The sequence below is a fragment of the Massilia sp. Dwa41.01b genome (assembly GCF_014171775.1).
GTDB lineage: Bacteria > Pseudomonadota > Gammaproteobacteria > Burkholderiales > Burkholderiaceae_D > Telluria.
On record NZ_CP050454.1, the window covers coordinates 5,060,376 to 5,080,836 of the forward strand.

Consider the following 20,461-nt stretch of genomic DNA (forward strand, 5'->3'; position numbering starts at 1 on the left):
GACGTGAGGACTAGTCTAGGAGCTGGCGGCGGCAGGTGGCGCAAGATACGCCTACGATGATCGCAGCCTAGCGGCCGAACGGTCCTGCCCGGTAGCGCAGCGCGGCGGCCTGCTCGAGCAGGGTGCGCGTGTCCTTGATCGTTGCGTATTCGCCGTCGAGGTTGGCCAGCGCCATCGCGTGCACTTCCTCGGCCGTGCGCTGCACGCCAGCGTAATCGCGCAGGGCAAAGGCAAAGCTGGCGTCGGACACGACCGTGGTATCGAAGCCGAGGTTGCCGGCCGTACGCGCGCTGCATTCGACCGAATTGTTCGTGCTGACGCCGACCAGGACGAGCTCGCGCAGGTCGCGCACGCGTAGCCAGCGCTCCAGCCCCGTGTTGATGAAGGCGTCCGGCACATTCTTTTCGACCACGTGCTCGTCCGCCAGCGGCAGCAGCGCATCCTGGAACTCCACGCCGGGCTGGCCGGGCGCAAACGGTGACGTGGGCGAGCGCGAGATATGGCGCACATGCACGACTGAGCCGCCGGCGCCGCGCCAGGCCCGCAGCAGCTGGCCGATGTTGTGCTCCGCCGCCGGGTTATTGCGCACGCCGGCCTTGGCGCTGGCCATGCCCTTCTGCATGTCGATGATGATGAGGCATGGAAGTGTGTTCATATGTGCTTGTCGTCGGGGCCGATGGTGGATTAGTCGAGTTGCAGCTGCCAGTAGCCGACATCGCGCCACTGGCCGAACTTCATGCCCACTTCGCTGAAGTGCGCCACCTTGCGAAAGCCGAGGCGTTCGTGCAGGGCGACGCTGGCCTCGTTCGGCTGGGCGATGCCGCCGATGACCAGGTGCAGGTCGCGTGCCCGCAATTCTTCCAGCAGCGCTTCGTACAACATGCGGCCGGCCCCCTGGCCATGATGTGCGGGGTCCAGATAGACCGAGCTTTCCACCGAATAGCGGTAAGCGGGGCGGGCGCGCCATTTGGTGGCGTAGGCATAGCCGATCAGGTGGTCGCTTTCGATCAGTACCAGCCAAGGAAGGTCCGCGGCGTCGACGTCACGGATACGCTGCGCCATGTCGGCGCTGGAGACGGGATCTTCTTCGAAACTGATGGCCGTGTGCGCAACGTAGTGGTTATAGATGCCGCAGATCGCGGCGGCGTCGAGAGCACGAGCGGGGCGGATGATGCGTTGTGGTGTCATCGTAGTGCGATCCGGTGGAAAGAGTGCTTGTTCGGCAACTGCTGAGTACATAGTAGCGTGAACGTCTGTGAGTTTCTATACGGGAAGGATGAATTTGTATTTACAAGCGCTGCCAGCGGTCTTGCATAGGACGGACGAAAAAAACGGCCCCCCTCGGGGTGCCGTTTTCGTTAGCAAAACCTTAGCAGCTGAGCAGATTACTCCGCGTCGCCGTGAATATCTGCACGAGGCGCAGCATCTGACAAACAATCACTTCGATGTGCTTGTCGTTGATCTTCACGCCCTGCAGACGGTAGACGTCCTGCACCTCGTCGACGATGTAACGGGCCAGCGCTTCGATACCCAGCAGACGCAGGATGTCCTGCGATCGGCGGGGCGCCGAGCCCGGACCATCGACGATCCTCTCGCCGTTATTCACGACGTGACCATCGTGGACCAGCACTTGCTTGTCCTTGGTGATCCGGAACTCGTGCTTGTTGCCGTTCATGTCCGCAATTTCCAGACGCTGCTTGCCCTTCGGTTCCTTACCGAAGGCAACCGTACCGGTGACTTCGGCCAGCATGCCCGCGTCTTTCGGCGAACCGAATATCCTAACTGTGCGACCCACTTGCCGTATGACTTTGCTCTAACCGGAACTCTTACTCTTCCTCGGACTCAACCCGCAATAAATCACATCGTATCTCAAAGCGCTTCCGCTCACCCGCTACGGGCACGAAACTCGTCATTATCTCATTTGGAACCGGGATGTAAATGCGGTCCTTCAAAACTATTGTGCAAGTTGGATATGCACGTCCACCAGAATCTGAAGCGATCGTTCCGTTTGTCTGAAGATCATAATATAAGCCGACTTGCCCGGAATGGTGCAGGAAAATAAATAAAGCCTTCTGACCACCCCAAACAACAGATGTTTTATGAGGCTGCAAGAAAAAATCCCCCATGTCATTACGCGCTTTTTCGGTAAGAGCAATAAAGCACCGATAACCGCGCAGTGCTGGCATATCGTCGGAGATGACTAGCAGTTTTGCACTGCTCTTCTGCTCTGTCCTCGTTATAGCCGGGGCAGCATCGAAGGAATACTGCTCTGGCTCCGCACCTTCGTTTCGGAACGTTTCTTCGTTTGCGATTAAGTCAGGGACGACGTCACGTACCTGAGCAGCACTGCTCGACTCCACGATTTGTACAGAATTCCGTACATTCTCTTTGGACATCGTAACTGCTTCCGTTAAAGATATTTTCCCTTCCGTATAATCAAGCCATATCGCTGATAAATTGGATGTATCAGTATCCTCGTATTCAAAGACATCTCGCGGCTTTTTGATAGCACGTAAGAACGCCTCAGCCCCCTGTCGGGTACTGCTTGGAACGTATTCTGCCACCTTTGGGAAAATTGCGGTCCGCACAAAATCTTTAACCATGCTTCCAAAGGCGGAATACTGGTGATCGTACAGGCCCAAAATTGTTAATATCGTTGGGCCAGCTTGATGCAAGGTAATGGTTGTCTTATTTTCTCCCGACCGCTCTACCAATAGAGCTAGACCGTGCGAAATCAATCCGAAGCGCACTTCCGCATTTAAGAAATAGTCAGCTTCCAGCACATTTTCAATTCGAAACGCCAAGGCACTCTGTGCAGATGACCATTGATTGCGTGCGGAAAGTCGCTCAACAAGTGGCGCATCTGAAACGTCTGATGTCTTGCAATAGGCGGCGAGAAAACCCTGCTCGCATTGTCGGCGAGGATTACTTCGAGCCAAGAGCAAAAGCGGGCGGTCTTCGCTCGAATAGCTGGTAATAACTGATTGGTCACTCCCCCCATACACAGGAAGAGGAACTTTTTCAGTCAACTTTATTATCTCGCTAAGATTAGTTCTATCGCCAGGCTGAAGCAAAATTCTCAAGTTGCCGCACAAATCAAACCTTCTATGGGAGGCAACCCATTGCATGAAGGGAGTGCTTGAGTCAGCCTCGGGACGCTTTGAAAGAGCTATGGACGCGAACACATCAACATCGGATACTATCGTTTGAAGCAACTGCATACTGTCCGTTGTTAGCGCTTCCCTTCCTGCCGTAGGTTGGAAATTTAGCATGTCAGCAATTCCACCGAACTGATATGTGGATCCTACGGACACCGTAGCGAGACCAAATCCGCTTCTAAACGTTCTAAGTGCCGGATTACCGCTTCGTAGGGATAATTGCCCCTGCAGCGGTATGCCCATCCAAATTAGCTCAGTGAGAACAATCGATATGTCTGCATTTTGCGTTATCTCGAAGACAACATCCGCTACTAATCTTGAGCTGATCGTTGCCGCAAGAAGCACTTCGCGTGCTACACCGCTGAAACGTGGGAGAAATCTCTCCGTTGATTGACGGCTTAAGAGCTCGCCGTTAAGGAAGACGTCGATCGACAGTAACGATACAAACTCAGCTACATACCTTTTTGCCTCGACCTCTGAGACCTGATTTTGCGATATTATTCGCGCCTTTACTCTCGTACCTGGAAACCCAACAGGTGAAAGCTGCTCCGTCTCGATGCAATCCTGATTGAATTTCAAATTCTCCAGATGCGCTATACACTTCGTTCTTTCGCCAGTAACTACACTTTCCGACTCCACTTCGAGAACGTCCGCTATGCCAAAATTCGCCATAGCACCGATACCAAAGGTACCAACAACACCAGCACGTCGCGCTTCCTCATTGTTCTTACTACTACTGCCAGCCTGCCAGAAATTTTTCCGAATCTCGTCAAAGGACATCCCGATACCGTTATCACTAACGGTAATAAATTCTGGAGTAACCGTAATTTCAATCTTGGGTTCGAAATTTGGGTCGCGCTGGCGCCTTAGCAAAATCGCATCGTAGGCGTTCTGCGTATTTTCACGCAGTAATGCTAACGGAGACTGATAAATTTGTTTCGCCAGAACTTCGAGTACCCGTTTGGTATCTACGTGAAAAGAAATCAGTTGAGTTGACATATTATTTCCCCAATGCTTGACGAAGTTGAATACGGCTTGCTAGTTCCGCAATGGTTGCGCTATCGATCCCAAAGTTAGCTGCACTTAACGCAAGTAGGCTAACGGCTTCGCCAAGGTTTCCTAAATGTTCGTGGGCCTGCAATGTAAGCAAAAACTCATCCATAGTAGTGGCCGGACTAAGAAAGGAAATTATCTCACTCCATTTTTCGAGCTCCTTAGCCGCTTCCAAATATAGCCGTCTCGCGTGGGTTCCATTCTCTCGCTCCGTCTCACTCAGCAGCGAGAAAGCTATTTCAGGATGGCCGCTTTTCAGAGCATCTTCCGCGCAGAGAATGGTTTGTTGCGAGAAACGCGCAATTTTTTCGGAGTGAATTGCACTGTCAAGATTTTCGTCTGCTATTTTCATCTCAACAAATCCGTCCGGCCCAAACAATCCTTGCCGGCAACGTCCAAACTGATTACCTTGCGACATCTCTCGGACGTGTATCTGGGCGGTACTATAGTCGCTTGAAATCGTGATAAGGTTATATTGTCGATTGGTTCCGCGGGGCAGCTCTGCTGCGCCGGCGCATAATGAACCGGCACTTATAATCGCCATGGACTGCTCTTCCGGCAAGTGGATGTTGTATGCAGAGGCATCTGCTTGGTGTTGATGTCCGTGCAATCCCAGTTGAAATCCTGCACCGATCATCTCGTGCACTGTAGACGTGTCCATATAGTCGTCGCGTTGGGGTGGGCCTTGAAGACTATGATGCCACGTTGAAATTTTGAGGATTGGCTGCCGAGGCATATTCCTGATTTTCAGCGAACAATTTCCAATCGCTCCAGCCTGAATGGCGCCATGGTTGCAGTAGCAATCATTTCCGTGGACTGAGTTGAACGCAGTGAGAAGTATCCGGCCCCCATCAAATTCATAGAAATTAAGGGGTTTTTTGGGATCGATAGGGTGTGCCATTTCAACGCCACTGTAGAACGCTTCAATAAATTTACAGTAAGGCGCCAATCTCTTTTCGTAGATTTCTGGAGCGGATATTTTATATATTTTCCTTTCGCTCCAACTCCACCGATATGGGCTACTTGAGCTAAACAGATGCGGTCCGATTTTTTTCGGCTCATCATCGGGAGGCAATTCCGTCATACTCGCTCTTGCTGTGTTCCAGCACACGTCGTGGTTTCCGGGAACAATCGCGATACGGCTACGGTCCCCGTCGAAAAATAGATCAGCGAGCCTGATAAGAAAATCAGTCGCCACTTCGTATTGTCGCTCGAGCTCTTCAGTAAAATTCTGCTGCCCTAGCCGCACCCCTTGGATAATATCTCCACTAACAACTGCAAAGCTCGGCGTTGGGATTTTAGGGGTCTCGATAAGATATCGATCTCGATCCGCAAGTAAGGAAGATAACAACGTATCGTTGTTGATAGGTTCATTATTGGAACGGTGTAAATCGGATATATGTAGGATCGTTACCATGGGTGCCTTCTTATTAAGATAGGTCTTGCTGTAATTTTGAAATTTTTCCGAGCTTACTGACTCCTTTCCTAATTGTCAACAAACCTTTTGCTAGCTTGTATTTTACGTTTCGCTAGCGAATGGACGAAAAAAAACGGCACCCGAAGGTGCCGTCCTGCTCAGCCAATTAAGGCCAAGGTTTCAGCAATTACTCGCCGTCGCCGTGATGCTCAGTGGTCTGCGCCTGAGCCTGGTCTTCCATCGCCTGCAGCTCGGCAGCCATGTTGGCCTTTTCCTGCTGCAGCAGTGCCTGGCGCTCTTCCGCCTCCCACACTTCCTTCTCTTTCTTGGCGCGGTGGAATGCCAGACCGGTACCGCCAGGAATCAGGCGGCCGACGATGACGTTTTCCTTCAGGCCGCGCAGACCGTCGCGCTTGCCCATGATCGCCGCTTCGGTCAGCACGCGGGTGGTTTCCTGGAACGATGCGGCCGAGATGAAGGAGTCGGTCGACAGCGATGCCTTGGTAATACCCAGCAGCACGTTTTCGTAGGTTGCCGGCAGTTTGCCTGCCGCTTCCATACGGTCGTTCTCTTCCAGCAGCTCCGAACGCTCGACCTGCTCGCCGACGATGTAGTCGGTGTCGCCAGCTTCCACGATCTGCACGCGGCGCAGCATCTGGCGCACGATGACTTCGATGTGCTTGTCGTTGATCTTGACGCCCTGCAGACGGTAGACGTCCTGCACTTCGTCGACGATGTAACGTGCCAGCGCTTCGATACCCAGCAGGCGCAGGATGTCCTGCGGGTCGGCCGGACCATCGACGATCATCTCGCCCTTGTTCACGACTTGACCATCGTGGACCAGCACTTGCTTGTCCTTGGTGATCAGGAACTCGTGCTTGTTGCCGTCCATGTCCGTGATTTCCAGACGCTGCTTGCCCTTGGTTTCCTTACCGAAGGCGACGGTACCGGTGACTTCCGCCAGCATGCCCGCGTCTTTCGGCGAACGTGCTTCGAACAGTTCGGCAACGCGCGGCAGACCACCGGTAATGTCACGGGTCTTCTGCGATTCGGTCGGGATACGTGCCAGCACTTCACCCACCGACACCGACTGGCCATCCTTGACCATGATCAGCGCGCCGACCTGGAAACCGATCGTCACGGCGTGTTCGGTGCCGGCGATCTTGACTTCCTGGTTCTCCTCGTTCAGCAGTTTCACCTGCGGACGCAGCACCTTGCCTGCGGAACCACGGCGCTTCGGATCGATCGCGACCAGGGTCGACAGACCGGTCACTTCGTCGACCTGGCGAGCGACGGTGACGCCCTCTTCCACGTTCTCGAAGCGGATCGTACCGGCGTACTCGGTAATGATCGGACGGGTCAGCGGATCCCAGGTTGCCAAGGCGGTACCGGCTTTCACGACCTGGCCGTCCTTGACGATCAGGGTCGCGCCGTACGGCACCTTGTGGCGCTCACGCTCGCGGCCATGGTCGTCCGTGATCAGGACTTCGCCCGAACGCGAGATGACGATCTGCGAACCCTTGCCGTTGGTGACATAACGCATGGTCGCGGTGAAGCGGACCGTGCCGTTCGACTTGGCTTCGACCGACGAGGCCACTGCCGCACGCGATGCCGCACCACCGATGTGGAAGGTACGCATGGTCAGCTGGGTACCCGGCTCACCGATCGACTGTGCAGCAACCACACCGACTGCTTCGCCGCTGTTGACCAGCATGCCGCGGCCGAGGTCACGGCCGTAGCACATGGCGCACAGGCCGTAGCGCGTGTCGCAGTTCAGCGGGGTACGGACCTTGACTTCGTCGATGCCGAGGCGCTCGATGTCTTCGACCATGTCTTCGTCCAGCAGCGTGCCGGCCGGGTACACGGTTTCCTGGGTTTCAGGATTGACGACATCGGTACCGGTCACGCGGCCGAGGATACGGTCGCGCAGGGCTTCGATGACTTCACCACCTTCGACCATCGCCTTCATGTGCGTGCCGTTGGTCGTGCCGCAATCGTCCTCGATCACGACCAGATCCTGGGTCACGTCGACCAGGCGGCGGGTCAGGTAACCCGAGTTCGCGGTCTTCAGCGCCGTATCGGCCAGACCCTTACGGGCGCCGTGCGTCGAGATGAAGTACTGCAACACGTTCAGGCCTTCGCGGAAGTTCGCGGTGATCGGCGTTTCGATAATCGAACCGTCCGGTTTCGCCATCAGGCCACGCATACCCGCCAGCTGGCGAATCTGGGCTGCCGAACCACGGGCGCCCGAGTCGGCCATCATGTAAATCGCGTTGAACGATTCCTGGGTGCCCTGGGTACCGTCACGACGGGTGACCGGCTCGACTTTCAGCTGGTCCATCATCGCCTTGCCGACTTCATCGGAGGTCTTGCCCCAGATGTCGACGACCTTGTTGTAACGCTCGCCGGCGGTGACCAGACCCGAGCTGTACTGCTGCTCGATCTGCTTCACTTCCGCTTCGGCGGTCGCGATCATGCCCTTCTTGACGTCCGGGATCATCATGTCGTCGACGGCGATCGAGATACCGGCGCGCGTTGCCAGGCGGAAGCCGGACTGCATCAGCTTGTCGGCGAACACGACGGTGGCGCGCAGGCCGCACTTGCGGAACGACGTGTTGATCAGCTTCGAGATTTCCTTCTTCTTCAGGGCGCGGTTCAGCACGCTGAATGGCAGGCCCTTCGGCAGGATTTCCGACAGGATCGCACGGCCGACGGTGGTCTCGTAACGGGTGACGGTGCGCTCGAACTCGTCGCTGCCGGCTACGCGTGGGAATTCCACGATACGCACGGTGATGCGGGTTGCCAGTTCCACTTCCTTGTTGTCGTAGGCACGGATGACTTCCGACACGTCAGGGAACAGCATGCCCTCGCCCTTGGCGTTGATCGCCTCGCGGGTGGCGTAGTACAGACCCAGCACGATATCCTGCGACGGCACGATCGACGGCTCGCCGTTCGACGGGAACAGGATGTTGTTCGACGCCAGCATCAGGGTACGCGCTTCCATCTGCGCTTCGATCGACAGCGGCACGTGGACAGCCATCTGGTCACCGTCGAAGTCGGCGTTGAACGCCGCGCAGACCAGCGGGTGCAGCTGGATGGCTTTACCTTCGATCAGGACCGGCTCGAACGCCTGGATACCGAGACGGTGCAGGGTTGGTGCACGGTTCAGCATGACCGGGTGTTCCTTGATGACATCTTCGAGGATGTCCCAGACCACCGGCTCCTGGATTTCGACCAGCTTCTTCGCCGCCTTGATGGTCGTCGCCAGACCCATCAGTTCGAGCTTGTTGAAGATGAAGGGCTTGAACAGTTCCAGGGCCATCAGCTTCGGCAGGCCGCACTGGTGCAGTTTCAGCTGCGGACCGACCACGATGACCGAACGGCCCGAGTAGTCGACCCGCTTGCCCAGCAGGTTCTGACGGAAACGGCCGCCCTTACCCTTGATCATTTCAGCCAGCGACTTCAGCGGACGCTTGTTGGCACCGGTCATCGCTTTGCCGCGACGGCCGTTGTCCAGCAGCGAGTCCACTGCTTCCTGCAGCATGCGCTTTTCGTTACGCGTAATGATTTCCGGAGCGCGCAGTTCCATCAGGCGCTTCAGGCGGTTATTACGGTTGATGACGCGGCGATACAGGTCGTTCAGGTCGGAGGTCGCGAAACGGCCGCCATCCAGAGGGACGAGCGGACGCAGCTCCGGCGGCAGGACCGGGAGCACTTCCATGATCATCCACTCGGGCTTGATGCCCGAACGCTGGAACGCCTCGAGCACTTTCAGGCGCTTGGCGTATTTCTTGATCTTCGCTTCGGACTTCGATTCCTTCAGTTCCACGCGCAGGGCTTCGGCATCGCGGTGGATGTCGATCGAGCGCAGCAGTTCACGGATACCTTCGGCGCCCATGTAGGCGGTGAAGTCGTCGCCGTACTCTTCGTACTTGGCGGCGTAATCGTCTTCCGACATGATCTGGCACTTCTTCAGCGGGGTCATGCCAGGATCGGTGACCACATATGCTTCGAAGTACAACACGCGTTCGATATCGCGCAGCGTCATGTCCAGGACCATGCCCAGGCGCGACGGCAGCGACTTCAGGAACCAGATGTGCGCGGTTGGCGAAGCCAGTTCGATGTGGCCCATGCGCTCACGGCGCACCTTGGCCAGCGTGACTTCGACGCCGCACTTTTCGCAAATGACGCCGCGGTGCTTCAGGCGCTTGTATTTACCGCACAGGCATTCGTAATCCTTGATCGGGCCAAAGATCTTGGCGCAGAACAGGCCGTCACGCTCCGGCTTGAAGGTACGGTAGTTGATGGTCTCGGGCTTCTTGACTTCACCGAACGACCACGAACGAATTTTTTCGGGCGACGCCAGGCCAATCTTGATGGCGTCGAAACTCTCATTTTGCTGTACTTGCTTGAATAGATCGAGCAGTGCTTTCATGTATCACTCCAGAGGTGACTAAATTTCTATTTCGGGTTGCAATTGTCGAAATTGCAGCCCAAACCAAGCGGCATTTCGAAAGGCGGATAGGAGTACTTTGGGACTCCTACCCGGAAAGCAAGGCACATTTTTCGTGTGCCCTGCTCCTTCCTTCTGCTTCTTAGTTACGCTCGAGGTCGATATCGATACCCAGCGAGCGGATTTCCTTGACCAGCACGTTGAACGATTCAGGCATGCCAGCGTCGATCACATGGTCGCCTTTGACCAGGTTTTCGTACACTTTGGTACGGCCATTCACGTCATCCGACTTCACAGTCAGCATTTCCTGCAGCACGTACGATGCGCCGTACGCTTCCAGTGCCCACACCTCCATCTCACCGAAGCGCTGGCCACCGAACTGGGCTTTACCGCCCAGCGGCTGCTGCGTCACCAGCGAGTAAGGACCGGTCGAACGCGCGTGCATCTTGTCGTCGACCAGGTGGTGCAGCTTGAGCATGTGCATGTAGCCAACCGTCACCTTGCGCTCGAAAGCTTCGCCGGTGCGGCCGTCGTACATGGTGACCTGGTTCTTCGACGGGGTCATGCCCAGGTGGGCCGCGATCTCGTCCGGGAAAGCCAGGTCCAGCATGCGATGGATTTCCGACTCGTGGGCGCCATCGAAGACCGGCGTCGCGAACGGCACGCCCTTCTTGAGGTTACCCGCCAGGGCCATGATTTCGCCATCGCTGAAGGCGTCGATGTCTTCCTTCTTGCCAGTTTCGTTGTAAATCTGGCCCAGGAAACCACGGACTTCTTCGACCGCCGACTGACGCTGCAGCATTTCGCCGATACGCAGGCCCAGGCCCTTCGCCGCCCAACCGAGGTGGGTTTCGAGGATCTGGCCGACGTTCATACGCGACGGAACGCCCAGCGGGTTCAGCACGACGTCGGCTGGGGTGCCGTCCGCCATGAACGGCATGTCTTCCACTGGCACAATACGCGAGACCACACCCTTGTTACCGTGGCGGCCTGCCATCTTGTCGCCCGACTGCAGGCGGCGCTTGACGGCCAGGTAGACCTTGACCATCTTCTGCACGCCAGGCTGCAGCTCGTCGCCTTGCGTCAGCTTCTTGCGCTTCTCTTCGAAGGCCAGGTCGTACTGGTGGCGCTTCTCGTTGATCGACTCCTTGATCGCTTCCAGTGCGTTGGCGGTCTCGTCGTCGGCCGGGCGGATGTCGAACCAGTGGAACTTGTCCAGGTCAGCCAGGTATTCGGACGTGATGACCGCGCCCTTCGCCAGCTTCTTCGGACCACCGTTGACCACTTTACCGACCAGCATGCGCTCCAGACGCTGGAAGGCATCGCCCTCCACGATACGCATCTGGTCGTTCAGGTCGAGGCGGAAGCGCTTGAGTTCATCGTCGATGATCTGCTGGGCGCGCTTGTCGCGCTGGATGCCTTCGCGGGTGAACACTTGCACGTCGATGACGGTGCCGACCATGCCCGAAGGCACGCGCAGCGAGGTGTCTTTCACGTCGGATGCTTTTTCGCCGAAGATCGCGCGCAGCAGCTTTTCTTCCGGCGTCAATTGCGTCTCGCCCTTCGGCGTGACTTTACCGACCAGCACGTCGCCGGCGGTCACTTCCGCGCCGATGTAGACGATGCCGGACTCATCCAGACGGGCCAGCTGGTTCTCGGCCAGGTTCGAGATGTCGCGCGTGATCTCTTCCGCACCGAGCTTGGTGTCGCGGGCGACAACCGACAGCTCTTCGATGTGGATCGAGGTGTAGCGGTCGTCCTTGACGACGTTCTCCGAGATCAGGATCGAATCTTCGAAGTTCAGGCCGTTCCACGGCATGAACGCGACCAGCATGTTCTGGCCCAGGGCCAGCTCGCCCAGGTCGGTCGATGCGCCGTCGGCAATCACGTCGCCACGGGCAACGCGGTCGCCAACCTGCACGATCGGACGCTGGTTGATGTTGGTGTTCTGGTTCGAACGGGTGTACTTGATCAGGTTGTAGATATCCACACCGACTTCGCCGGCTTGCGCCTCGTCGTCGTTGACGCGGATAACCACGCGGCCCGCATCGATGTAGTCGACCACGCCGCCACGCACCGCTTGCACGGTGGTGCCCGAGTCGACGGCGACAGTGCGCTCGATACCGGTACCGACCAGCGCCTTTTCAGGACGCAGGCAGGGAACGGCCTGACGCTGCATGTTGGCGCCCATCAGTGCACGGTTCGCGTCATCGTGCTCGAGGAACGGAATCAGCGAAGCTGCGACCGAAACGATCTGGCCAGGAGCGACGTCCATGTACTGGATGCGCTCTGGCGACACCAGGATGGTTTCGCCTGCTTCACGTGCCGAGACCAGTTCGTCGACCAGCTGGCCTTCTTCGTTGATCGCCGCATTCGCCTGGGCGATGATGTAGCGACCTTCTTCGATGGCGGACAGGTAATCGATCTTGTCGGTGACCTTCGAACCTTCGACCTTGCGGTACGGGGTTTCCAGGAAGCCGTATTCGTTCAGGCGGGCGTACAGGGCCAGCGAGTTGATCAGGCCGATGTTCGGGCCTTCAGGCGTTTCGATCGGGCAGACGCGGCCGTAGTGGGTCGGGTGCACGTCGCGCACCTCGAAGCCGGCGCGTTCGCGGGTCAGGCCGCCCGGTCCCAGTGCGGAAACACGACGCTTGTGCGTGATTTCCGACAGCGGGTTAGTTTGGTCCATGAACTGCGACAGCTGCGACGAACCGAAGAATTCGCGGATAGCCGCAGAGATGGGCTTCGAATTGATCAAATCGTGCGGCATCAGGTTGTCCGCTTCGGCCTGGCCGAGGCGCTCTTTCACTGCGCGCTCGACGCGGACGAGGCCTGCGCGGAACTGGTTTTCGGCCAGTTCGCCCACGCAACGCACGCGGCGGTTACCCAGGTGATCGATATCGTCGACTTCGCCGCGGCCATTGCGCAGCTCGACCAGGATCTTGATCACGGCCAGGATGTCGTCGTTCGACAGCGTCATCGCGCCGACGAGTTCGTCGCGGCCGATACGGCGGTTGAACTTCATGCGGCCGACAGCCGACAGGTCGTAGCGCTCAGGGCTGTAGAACAGGCCGTTGAACAGGGCTTCGACCGACTCTTCGGTTGGCGGTTCGCCAGGACGCATCATGCGGTAGATCGCCACGCGCGCGGCCATCTGGTCGGCGGTGTCGTCGGTGCGCAGGGTCTGCGAGATGTAGCCGCCCTGGTCCAGGTCGTTCGTGTACAGGGTCTGGATGGCGTCGACGTTGGCGTCGCGCAGTTTGCCCAGCAGCTCGTCGGTCAGCTCGTCGTTGGCGTTGGCGATGATTTCGCCGGTGTCCGCGTCAACGATGTTGCGGGCCAGGATACGGCCGATCAGGTAGTCTTCCGGCACCGAGATCGACTTGATGCCGGCCGCTTCGATGTCGCGCACATGCTTGGCATTGATGCGCTTGTCCTTCGTCACGATGGTCTTGCCGGTCTTCGGATCGACGATGTCGAAGCGCGCGACTTCGCCGCGCAGTCGCTCGGACACGAATTCGATTTCCCCGCCTTCCGAGCGCAGGGTGAAGTTGTCGAACACGAAGAAGTTCGCCAGGATCTGTTCCGGCGTCATGCCGATGGCCTTCAGCAGGATCGTCACCGGCATCTTGCGGCGGCGGTCGACGCGGAAGAACAGGATGTCCTTCGGATCGAACTCGAAGTCCAGCCACGAGCCACGGTAAGGGATGATGCGAGCCGAGAACAGCAGTTTGCCCGACGAGTGCGTCTTGCCGCGGTCGTGCTCGAAGAACACGCCTGGCGAGCGGTGCAGCTGCGAGACGATCACGCGCTCGGTGCCGTTGATGACGAACGAACCGTTGGCGGTCATGAGCGGCAATTCGCCCATGTACACTTCCTGTTCCTTCATTTCCTTGACGACCGGCTTGGTCGGCGATTCCTTGTCCAGGATCACCAGGCGCACTTTGGCGCGCAGTGGCGAGGCAAAGGTCAGGCCGCGCTGCTGGCATTCCTTGACGTCAAACGCGGGGTCGCCCAGCACGTAGGACAGGAATTCCAGACGCGCGAAGCCGTTGTGCGACACGATCGGGAAAATCGAGGTGAATGCCGATTGCAGGCCTTCGTTCTTGCGTGCCGACGGCACGCCGTCCGCTTGCAGGAAATTCTCGTAGGATTCAAGCTGGGTAGCCAGAAGATATGGAACGTTGTGAACGTTGGCGCGCTTCGCGAACGACTTGCGAATGCGTTTCTTCTCAGTAAATGAGTAGTGCATGGACACTCCGTGAGTGACAGAAAGGATGAGAATTCAGGGATTGCCAGTGGTGGAACGACCACATACAAGGCCTCAAGTCTCTTGCTGTTCTGCCAGATGAAAAGGACAAGCTACTGCTGTGTTACGATTTATTGCGGTGTTACGATGCTGCCGAACTGACGAACGACTGCGCGTATTGACGGCGCATATTTGTCGCAGGGACGACAAAAGAGCCAAAGCCGCAGCCCCCGCCTTCCGGCAGGGGTTTGCAAGCTTTGACTCCGGCTCAGGGCGCCGCGATGGCGCCCTTTGCTTTTGATTACTTCAGATCTGCTTTCGCGCCAGCATCTTCCAGCTTTTTCTTGGCTGCTTCTGCGTCGGCCTTCGGCATGGCTTCTTTCACGGTCTTCGGAGCGCCGTCGACGACGTCTTTGGCTTCCTTCAGGCCCAGGCCGGTGATTTCGCGGACGGCTTTGATGACGCCGACCTTGTTTGCGCCGACTTCGGTCAGAACGACGTTGAATTCGGTCTGCTCTTCGACAGCTGCTGCAGCAGCGCCGCCGCCAGCTGCCGGTGCTGCCATTGCAGCTGCCGACACGCCGAACTTCTCTTCGAATGCCTTGACCAGGTCGTTCAGGTCCATGACGGACATTTCGCTCACTGCGTTCAGGATATCGTCTTTGCTAATTGCCATTTGAAACTCCAGATGTATTTGTGTTTGTAGTACAGATTAGTTACTTGAGAAAAAAGGCTGCGCTTACGCTGCAGCGGTTTCTTCGGCTGCAGGAGCAGCTTCCGAACCTTCGCCTTTTTTCGCTGCCAGTGCAGCCAGGCCACGTGCAAAGCCCGACACAGGAGCCAGCATCACGCCCAACAGCTGCGAGATGAGGACTTCACGCGACGGAATGCTTGCCAACGCGGTAACGCCAGCTACGTCGAGCTGCTTACCTGCGTAGTTACCGGCTTTCACGACCAGCTTGTCGTTGGTTTTGGCGAAGTCATTGATGACTTTCGCTGCTGCAACGGCGTCGTCCGAGATCGAGTAGATCAGCGGACCGGTCATGGCGTCAGCCAGCGGGGCAAACTGCGTGCCTTCGACAGAGCGGCGCGCCAGCGTGTTCTTCAGAACACGCAGGTACACACCCTGGGCACGTGCGGATGCACGGAGCTTGGTCAAGTGACTAACCTGGATGCCACGGTACTCGGCCACGACGATCGTTTGCGCGGATGCTACTTTCGCGCTCACTTCTTCGACGACGGCCTTTTTGTCATTCAGATTAAGACCCACGGTCAATCTCCTTAATTAATGCAAACAAAAGCGTTTGCATCGGTTCGAACACGGCGTCCGAAGTTAAGAAGTCAAACTAACGCGGATGAATTCACGCAGCATGGACTACAAAACTTGTTCGGGTACACCATCTGCGTTGGGTGGCCTATTAACCTCCTGCCTGCCTGCTGCATTCGGCCCAACGGTCTTTGATTGCCTGCCGGAGCGGTGTTCATGCTCCGACAGCCCAAAGATGCGCCCCGCTGATGCTTTGCGGGGACTTGATTCTGTTATTGCTCAGCTACTAAATTAAGCAGCGGCGATCGAAGCGTGATCGACACGGACGCCAGCGCCCATGGTCGACGAGATCGCGACCTTGCGCAGGTACACGCCCTTCGAGGTGGCCGGCTTGGCCTTGTTCAGTGCTTCGATCAGGGCGCTCAGGTTCGACTTCAGTTGCTCATCGCTGAACGACTTGCGGCCGATGGTCGCGTGGACGATACCTGCCTTGTCGGTACGGTACTGGACCTGACCGGCTTTGGCGTTCTTCACCGCGCCAGCGACGTCAGGGGTGACGGTGCCGACTTTCGGGTTAGGCATCAGGCCACGTGGGCCCAGGATCTGGCCCAGGGTACCGACGATACGCATGGTGTCAGGCGAGGCGATGACGACGTCGAACGGCATGTTGCCCGCTTTGACCATCTCTGCCAGGTCTTCCATACCGACGATGTCGGCGCCGGCGGCTTTAGCAGCCTCGGCCTTGTCGCCCGAAGCGAACACGGCGACGCGCACGGTCTTGCCGGTGCCTGCTGGCAGGACGACCGAACCACGAACGACCTGGTCCGATTTCTTCGGATCCACGCCCAGCTGAACGGCGACATCGATCGACTCGTTGAACTTGGCGGTTGCGAATTCCTTGACGATCGACACTGCGTTGTCGAAGGCGTAGACCTTGTTACGGTCGACTTTCGCTTTCATTTCTTTGACGCGCTTGGAGATCTTAGCCATTACACACCCTCTACCGTGATGCCCATCGAACGTGCCGAGCCGGCGATGATACGCACTGCGGCGTCCATGTCGGCGGCGGTCAGGTCCGGCTGCTTGGTTTTTGCGATTTCTTCAGCCTGGGCACGGGTCAGCGTGCCAACCTTGTCGGTATGTGGCTTCGGCGAACCCTTGGTGATGCCAGCGGCTTTCTTGATCAGGTAGGTTGCCGGTGGGGTCTTCATCACGAAGGTGAAGGACTTGTCGGCGAACGCGGTGATCACGACCGGGATCGGCATGCCTGGCTCGACACCCTGGGTCTGGGCGTTGAACGCCTTGCAGAATTCCATGATGTTCAGGCCGCGCTGACCGAGTGCAGGACCGATCGGTGGGGATGGGTTTGCCTTACCAGCTGGGACTTGCAGCTTGATAAAGCCAATAATTTTCTTTGCCATGAATGGCTCCTAGATTGGCATTGAGTAGTAGCGCCCCACCGCGACTACTCGCTCGGCGGGGCTCCTCTTACCGGATTCCGCCTAGCTGCTGCGACGCTCCGATTTCAGCGTTTAGACTTTCTCTACCTGCCCGAACTCCAGTTCCACCGGAGTTGCGCGGCCGAAGATGGTGACAGTGACACGCACCTTCGATTTTTCGTAGTTGACTTCCTCGACATTGCCGTTGAAGTCGGTGAACGGGCCTTCCTTGATGCGGACTTGCTCGCCCACTTCGTACAGCACTTTCGGCCGTGGCTTCTCGACGCCTTCCTGGACCTGCTGCATGATCTTGTCGATCTCGCGCGCGGGGATTGGGGTTGGCTTGTTCGATTTGCCGCCGATGAAGCCGGTGACCTTGCTCGTGTTCTTGACCAGGTGCCAGGTCTCGTCGGTCATTTCCATCTCGACCAGGACGTAGCCAGGGAAGAAGCGGCGCTCGGTAACCGATTTGCTGCCATTCTTGACTTCCACGACTTCTTCGGTCGGCACCAGGATCTGGCCGAACTGCTCTTGCATGCCGGCGCGCTCGATGCGCTCGGTGAGCGCACGCATGACGCTCTTTTCCATGCCCGAGTAGACATGAACGACGTACCAGCGCTTGTTGCTGACCGGGACACTCACCGGGGCGCCGGCCGCCGGTGCGGCACCAGCGTCTTGCGCCGGGGTGTCGCCCGGCACCGATTCGCCGGCCGCGTTGTCTACGTTATCGTTCATCATTGCTTCCATTTCAGGATCACGTCGTACAACAGGAATTCCAACAGCTTATCCGTGCCCCACAGGAAAATCGCCATCACGACGACAAAGGCGAAGACGATCATGGTGATCGTGCGTGCTTCCTTGCCGGTTGGCCAGACGACTTTCTTGGTTTCGCGAACGGACTCTTTGGCGAAATTCAGGAAATCGCGGCCGGTGGCGGCGGTCGACAAAAGCAGGACGGCAAAAACTAAACCAGCCACGAGGGCGCCGGCGGCGACCAAGGCTGGTTTGTTTTGGCCCTTCAGGTAAAAGAACCCGATGACGCCTGCAATCGCGGCTACCACCGCCAGGATCACCTTAAACTTGTCATTCGAGGTGCTAACGGTTTGCACGGATTGATTAGACATTCTTCTTTACTTTCGGTGCTGCGCACCAGAATTCGGTGGCAGGGGCGGAGGGAATCGAACCCGCGACCTTCGGTTTTGGAGACCGACGCTCTGCCAATTGAGCTACACCCCTACGAAGACTTCAGCTGAATCGCGCATTCTACACCATGCGCGCGCATGGTGGGAATGTTTTTTCTGGGGAAGGAAATCAATTTCCCTCCCCGGAAGGTCTTGCTTACTACTTACTACAGACTACTTATTGCTTAGGCAATGATCTTGGCAACGACGCCGGCGCCGACGGTACGGCCGCCTTCGCGGATTGCGAAGCGCAGGCCTTCTTCCATCGCGATCGGGTTGATCAGCTTGACGGTGATCGACACGTTGTCGCCTGGCATGACCATTTCCTTGTCCGCTGGCAGCTCGATCGAGCCGGTCACGTCGGTGGTACGGAAGTAGAACTGCGGACGGTAGTTGTTGAAGAACGGGGTGTGACGGCCGCCTTCATCTTTCGACAGAACGTAGATCTCGCCGGTGAAGTGGTTGTGCGGCTTGATCGAGCCTGGCTTTGCCAGAACCTGACCACGCTGGACGTCTTCACGCTTGGTACCGCGCAGCAGCAGGCCGACGTTGTCGCCAGCTTGACCTTGATCCAGCAGCTTGCGGAACATTTCCACGCCGGTGCAGGTGGTCTTGACGGTATCGATGATGCCGACGATTTCGATTTCTTCGCCGACCTTGATGATGCCGCGCTCGACACGACCGGTGACGACAGTACCGCGACCCGAGATCGAGAACACGTCTTCGACTGGCATCAGGAAGGCGCCGTCGACTGCGCGCTCTGGCGTCGGGATGTAGGTGTCCAGGGCTTCAGCGAGCTTGACGATGCAATCTTCGCCCAGTTCGCCTGGCTGGCCTTCCAGCGCCATACGTGCCGAACCCTTGATGATTGGCAGGTCGTCGCCTGGGAACTCGTACTTCGAGAGGAGCTCACGCACTTCCATTTCGACCAGTTCCAGCAGTTCCGCGTCGTCGACCAGGTCGCACTTGTTCAGGAACACGATGATGTAAGGAACGCCAACCTGACGCGCCAGCAGGATGTGCTCGCGGGTCTGTGGCATCGGGCCGTCAGCGGCCGAGCACACCAGGATCGCGCCGTCCATCTGGGCAGCACCGGTAATCATGTTCTTGATGTAGTCGGCGTGGCCTGGGCAGTCGACGTGCGCGTAGTGACGATTCGCGGTTTCGTATTCGACGTGCGCGGTGTTGATGGTAATACCACGTGCCTTCTCTTCCGGAGCCGCATCGATCTGGTCGTATGCCTTGGCTTCGCCGCCGAACTTCTTCGACAGAACGGTTGCGATTGCAGCCGTCAGGGTGGTTTTGCCGTGGTCAACGTGACCGATGGTGCCGACGTTGACGTGCGGCTTGGTCCGTTCGAATTTACCTTTTGCCATTTGAGACTCCTAACGATTTTTTGAGAATTACAGGCACACCTGACGGACGAGTACTACGGACTGCCGCTTAGCTTAAATTCTGGTGCCCTTGACGTGGATTGAACACGTGGCCTCTCCCTTACCAAGGGAGTGCTCTACCACTGAGCTACAAGGGCTGATGTTTGCGCCGCACAGATTGCGGACACAGTACTGGAGCGGGTGAAGGGAATCGAACCCTCGTCGTAAGCTTGGAAGGCTTCTGCTCTACCATTGAGCTACACCCGCGAGGCACAACTTCAATTCGACTTCACGACTTCTTCATTTGGTGGTGGGGGCTGGATTCGAACCAGCGTACTCAGAGAGGGCAGATTTACAGTCTGCTGCCTTTAACCACTCGGCCACCCCACCGCGAAGAACCGCAGAGTATGAAGCAAGCTCAACATGCTGTCAACTATTTTTGCCAACCTTCCTGGCCTGGCTCAATAGCAGCGTTGCTTCGGGGCGTGATTGTAACCGGGGGGAGAACAAAACTGCAAGGGCTGTTTTGCGAGCGGTGCGCTGCGCTGGCGCGCCCTGCGGTACTGTACGGTTTCGGCCATGTAAATACTTCCACCCATGGATAACAAGGCGCCGCTTTATCCTCACTGGACGCGCACCCACGTGCTCGCGGCCAGCGTGTCGATTATTGCCGTGTATCTCGGCATGCGGTTGCTCAACAATCTGCTGGCCCTGCCCGCCGGCTATGCACTGCCCTTGTTCCCGCCCGCGGGCGTCGGCCTGGTTCTGGCCGCCGCCGGGGCATGCGCGTGCTGCCAGCGGTGGCCATCGGCGCGGCGCTGGCCGCCTTTCCCCTGCACCTGAACAATCCCGCCCTCTCCGCCGCGGGCGT

At 57.6% G+C, this 20,461-nt stretch carries 14 protein-coding genes, 4 tRNA genes and 1 pseudogene; 1 reads left to right on the plus strand and 18 read right to left on the minus strand.

Annotated elements, in window-relative coordinates:
* Positions 1-67: 67 nt before the first annotated feature.
* The 18 genes and pseudogenes from G4G28_RS23320 to G4G28_RS23405 all read right to left on the minus strand — a co-directional run bounded on the left by G4G28_RS23320 (position 68) and on the right by G4G28_RS23405 (position 19,980).
* A complete protein-coding gene (locus tag G4G28_RS23320) occupies positions 68-655 on the minus strand; it encodes a cysteine hydrolase family protein (protein WP_182990145.1) in 588 nt (195 codons plus the stop codon).
* 29 nt (positions 656-684) lie between these two features.
* The gene (locus G4G28_RS23325) at positions 685-1,188 is read right to left on the minus strand and encodes an arsinothricin resistance N-acetyltransferase ArsN1 family B (RefSeq protein ID WP_182990146.1); all 504 of its coding nucleotides are present in this window, start codon (positions 1,186-1,188) and stop codon (positions 685-687) included.
* Positions 1,189-1,378: 190 nt separating this feature from the next.
* A pseudogene (locus G4G28_RS23330) lies at positions 1,379-1,768 on the minus strand (hypothetical protein); the annotation flags it as partial.
* Between the two features lie 58 nt (positions 1,769-1,826).
* The gene (locus G4G28_RS23335; RefSeq protein WP_182990147.1) at positions 1,827-4,157 is read right to left on the minus strand and encodes an ATP-binding protein; all 2,331 of its coding nucleotides are present in this window, start codon (positions 4,155-4,157) and stop codon (positions 1,827-1,829) included.
* A 1-nt stretch (position 4,158) separates the two neighbouring features.
* On the minus strand, positions 4,159-5,628 hold the full coding sequence (locus tag G4G28_RS23340) for a metallophosphoesterase (RefSeq protein ID WP_182990148.1): 1,470 nt from the start codon (positions 5,626-5,628) through the stop codon (positions 4,159-4,161).
* Positions 5,629-5,815: 187 nt separating this feature from the next.
* Entirely contained in the window at positions 5,816-10,063 is a 4,248-nt protein-coding gene (rpoC, locus tag G4G28_RS23345; protein WP_182990149.1) for a DNA-directed RNA polymerase subunit beta', read from the minus strand.
* Positions 10,064-10,223: 160 nt separating this feature from the next.
* Positions 10,224-14,333, minus strand: a complete 4,110-nt coding sequence (gene rpoB, locus G4G28_RS23350; RefSeq protein ID WP_182990150.1) for a DNA-directed RNA polymerase subunit beta — start codon at positions 14,331-14,333, stop codon at positions 10,224-10,226.
* Positions 14,334-14,631: 298 nt separating this feature from the next.
* Positions 14,632-15,006: a 50S ribosomal protein L7/L12 gene (gene rplL / locus G4G28_RS23355; RefSeq protein ID WP_182990151.1), complete on the minus strand. Its 375-nt coding sequence runs from the start codon at positions 15,004-15,006 to the stop codon at positions 14,632-14,634.
* Positions 15,007-15,069: 63 nt separating this feature from the next.
* Positions 15,070-15,600: a 50S ribosomal protein L10 gene (rplJ, locus tag G4G28_RS23360; protein ID WP_182990152.1), complete on the minus strand. Its 531-nt coding sequence runs from the start codon at positions 15,598-15,600 to the stop codon at positions 15,070-15,072.
* 288 nt (positions 15,601-15,888) lie between these two features.
* Positions 15,889-16,587 carry a 50S ribosomal protein L1 gene (gene rplA, locus G4G28_RS23365; RefSeq protein ID WP_182990153.1) on the minus strand — a complete coding sequence of 233 codons (699 nt, stop codon included), beginning with the start codon at positions 16,585-16,587 and terminating at the stop codon, positions 15,889-15,891.
* Positions 16,587-17,018, minus strand: a complete 432-nt coding sequence (rplK, locus tag G4G28_RS23370; protein ID WP_182990154.1) for a 50S ribosomal protein L11 — start codon at positions 17,016-17,018, stop codon at positions 16,587-16,589. The genes rplA and rplK overlap by 1 nt, the downstream gene beginning before the upstream one ends.
* A gap of 111 nt (positions 17,019-17,129) precedes the next feature.
* A complete protein-coding gene (nusG, locus tag G4G28_RS23375) occupies positions 17,130-17,771 on the minus strand; it encodes a transcription termination/antitermination protein NusG (RefSeq protein ID WP_229425287.1) in 642 nt (213 codons plus the stop codon).
* Positions 17,771-18,160, minus strand: coding sequence for a preprotein translocase subunit SecE (gene secE, locus G4G28_RS23380; RefSeq protein ID WP_182990155.1), 390 nt, complete (start codon positions 18,158-18,160; stop codon positions 17,771-17,773). Before secE ends, nusG begins: the two co-directional genes overlap by 1 nt.
* 36 nt (positions 18,161-18,196) lie before the next feature.
* Positions 18,197-18,272, minus strand: a tRNA-Trp gene (locus G4G28_RS23385).
* Positions 18,273-18,402: 130 nt separating this feature from the next.
* On the minus strand, positions 18,403-19,593 hold the full coding sequence (gene tuf, locus G4G28_RS23390; RefSeq protein ID WP_182990156.1) for an elongation factor Tu: 1,191 nt from the start codon (positions 19,591-19,593) through the stop codon (positions 18,403-18,405).
* Between the two features lie 80 nt (positions 19,594-19,673).
* Positions 19,674-19,748, minus strand: a tRNA-Thr gene (locus G4G28_RS23395).
* Between the two features lie 35 nt (positions 19,749-19,783).
* Positions 19,784-19,857 (minus strand) — tRNA-Gly (locus tag G4G28_RS23400).
* Positions 19,858-19,895: 38 nt separating this feature from the next.
* Positions 19,896-19,980, minus strand: a tRNA-Tyr gene (locus G4G28_RS23405).
* Between the two features lie 207 nt (positions 19,981-20,187).
* On the opposite strand from G4G28_RS23405, the gene G4G28_RS23410 reads away from it, so the two are divergent.
* Positions 20,188-20,433 carry a hypothetical protein gene (locus G4G28_RS23410; protein ID WP_183107876.1) on the plus strand — a complete coding sequence of 82 codons (246 nt, stop codon included), beginning with the start codon at positions 20,188-20,190 and terminating at the stop codon, positions 20,431-20,433.
* Positions 20,434-20,461 lie beyond the last annotated feature (28 nt).